We start from the raw sequence: 2,873 nt of genomic DNA, 5'->3' as shown, positions 1-2,873 counted from the left end.
GCTCAAGTTAAAGAAAAGTGTGGGTAGATGTATGATACTGGCTCCGGAAGACGAAAAAAATGATAAGAAAGATAGCACACTACTGAAAGGATTAGTAAGAGCACATATGTGGCAACGTCAAATAAAAGAAGGAAAATACGCAACAACAAGGGAGCTTTGTACTGAAATTAATGTACGACATATACAGCGTATTTTACGATTAAATTACCTTGCTCCAAGGATAAAAGAGGATATTCTAAACGGAACCCAGCCAAAATATCTGAAATTAGCAGGTTTAAAGAAAATACCGCTGCTGTGGAAGGAGCAGATAGAAAAGTTTTATGGTTATCCACAGAATATACAAATTTCAACCAGTGAACAAAATACCAAAAAGGTTATGTAAAAAAAAGTGATTGACTTGTAATCTCATGATAATTAAGATATGCTTAATTAATAAGGGGGTTATATGCCAAGTTTTTTTGATAAATCATTTAGTGAACAGGTAAAAGTAGCAATAGATAGCAGTGATCCAAAGTTTTTACAAATACTGTTAGGCATTAGGTACTGTCAATTGCAAGAAGATTGGTTTGCCCATGCTATACTTTCTCATAAGATTATAGGAGTAATTCATACCTTAAGATATCAGTTACCTATAAACATAATCAGTGCACAACAACAGCTATTAGATAGAAATTTTAGTCATCGTATATACGGGACATTACCTAATATGTATGATATTGATGAACCTGATGATCTTTCATATATCATTGCAAGTAGTGAAAATGTAACAAAAGTAAATAAAGAACTAGAAGATGTAGAGAGAGAAATACTGCAGAGATATAAAAGTTTTAAACACGAAACTGTGGATGGTAAGTATCATGTATTTAATGTGCGTGATATGATAGATGTAAATAAATACACATATTCTTATGATGGCAGTGATTATACAGGTGGCAATATATGCTTAAAAGATGCTGCAGAGTCACTTAAGAGCAACATAGCTTTGCAATCAATATTGAAGTTGGATATATCAAGTCAATATGATGAAATGTACAAGGAAATGTATAAAGAAATCATAAGTCAATATCAATTAAGGATTAAAGATGGCCAATCAATAAATTCACTGTATGAAGGTAGTACATCACTAATGAGAAAGATTTCTGAGTTGAGGGATGGTGATGATAGACTTAGATCAATATTAAATAGTATTAGCAAAGAAGTTGTAGATGGTATACAGAGTGATAAGTTTATGACAGAGGTCTATGATAAGTTAATCGATAATTTATTATACACTGCATTGAAAGTAAAGGATCATCCATTACATGAAGAGCTTAAAGGTGTAAGCGGTAGCGCAGAAGAAAAGGTTAAAATATTCAAAAAGAAGATCAAAGAACAAGCAGAGGTAAGTAATCAACATCAACGCATAAGAGAAAGCATGGAATATGCCGCTAGTAGTGAGACTCCGAGCATACATATACTAAGTGTATTGATTGCTAATGGTGCATCACTGCTAGCAAGCTATGTTAAAGATTCTAAAACAGGTAACTCAATAACAGTGCAAGAAAAATTGCAACAACTAGGAGGGGAATACAAGTCTTTAATAGGCAAGTCTATTTTCACAATCACAAGGAAAGTTCATAATTTAGTATTTGATTTTCCGATGGAAGGAGAAGAGGAAGTGGATCTGTTAAAGTTAGTATCTGACATCCCATCTGAAGATGGATGCTTTGCAGAGAGTGGAGAAAATATAAGGTTACTTGATAAAATAGGTAGTGAAGGTGCAAATGAATTCATGGATTTATTGAAGGCTTGTATAAATGATACCAGTCCGAAAAAAGCAGAATTTTCAGCAAAATTTTTAGAGGCACTAGAGACAGTTACTCTAGCAGGGAGCTATACAGTATTAGGACCAGCGGTAGCGGTAGAGAAATCTGTACAAATAATGCTTGCGGAGTTAAATTCTTTTTTTGCTCCAGAAAAAAAAGAGTTTGAAGAGGCATATGCGAAGTTATATGAATGTATAAAAGTGGGTTATTCAGCAATAAAAATGAGAGATGATAAGGTAATAGTAGACTATTTGTCTGAGATAGAGGAAGAGGCAAAGCACTCTAAAAATCCACATCTTAAGAAATTGTACAGTAAGTTCTTTACAATTTTAAATGAATGTAATGACTTGCCAAAGTCAATGTTTTTGACCAGGTGGTTAAAGTATGTTACGCGTACAGCAAAATCATATTCTGGGTATGAATGGAGTCCAGCATGGGAAAAAATACTGACCGATCCTGGTTACCGTACAGATGTAGGTGAATGGTCAAAAAATAAATTTGAAGAGATAAAAGAAACAGAAATAAAGAGAGAAAAAAGCGCATTAACAGCAAGAGCACAAAGCGCTGAACAACAAGCTGCCCAAGCTGATCAAAGGACTGAGCAAGCTAATCAAAGGACTGAGCAAGCTAATCAAAGGGCTGCCCAGGAAGCACAGGCAAGGGAAAAAGCTGAACAAAAGGCTGCCCAGGAAGCGCAGGAAAAGGAAGAATTTAAACAAAAAGCTGAGCAAGAGGCTCAGAATGCTGAACGAGCTAATCAAAGGACAAAAGTAACAAGGTTGTTTTTCAAGTTACTTGGCAGACTAGATTTTGATAAGGAGCTAAGTAAAACAGTTGAAGAAAATGAAGATGCAATTATAGAATCAGCGATGGAGCGTATGGCGGAAGGTAACGAATCTGCAGAGCAAGCGTTAGATGCAATAATAGAAGAAATAAAGGGAAATAACGGTCTGGTATTAGATGATCAAAGTGCTGCAACTTTGTTAGATAACTTACAAATTACAAGAGCTGGAGCAAGTCATGGTAGAGGTTGTAGTGGAAGCAATCTATCCTGAACACTCGTTTGGC

1 protein-coding gene and 1 pseudogene are annotated in these 2,873 nt (G+C 35.1%); both read left to right on the top strand.

Annotation, left to right across the window (positions count from 1 at the left end):
* Positions 1-382, top strand: a pseudogene (locus tag IC220_RS06765) (hypothetical protein); the annotation flags it as partial.
* Positions 383-445: 63 nt separating this feature from the next.
* A complete protein-coding gene (locus IC220_RS06760; RefSeq protein WP_188153695.1) occupies positions 446-2,860 on the top strand; it encodes a cell envelope integrity protein TolA in 2,415 nt (804 codons plus the stop codon).
* Positions 2,861-2,873: the final 13 nt, after the last annotated feature.

The sequence above is a fragment of the Wolbachia endosymbiont of Pentalonia nigronervosa genome (genome assembly GCF_014534705.1).
Taxonomy (GTDB): Bacteria; Pseudomonadota; Alphaproteobacteria; order Rickettsiales; family Anaplasmataceae; genus Wolbachia.
Note: the sequence above shows the minus strand (reverse complement) of the source record. Positions and strands in the feature narration are given on the sequence as shown.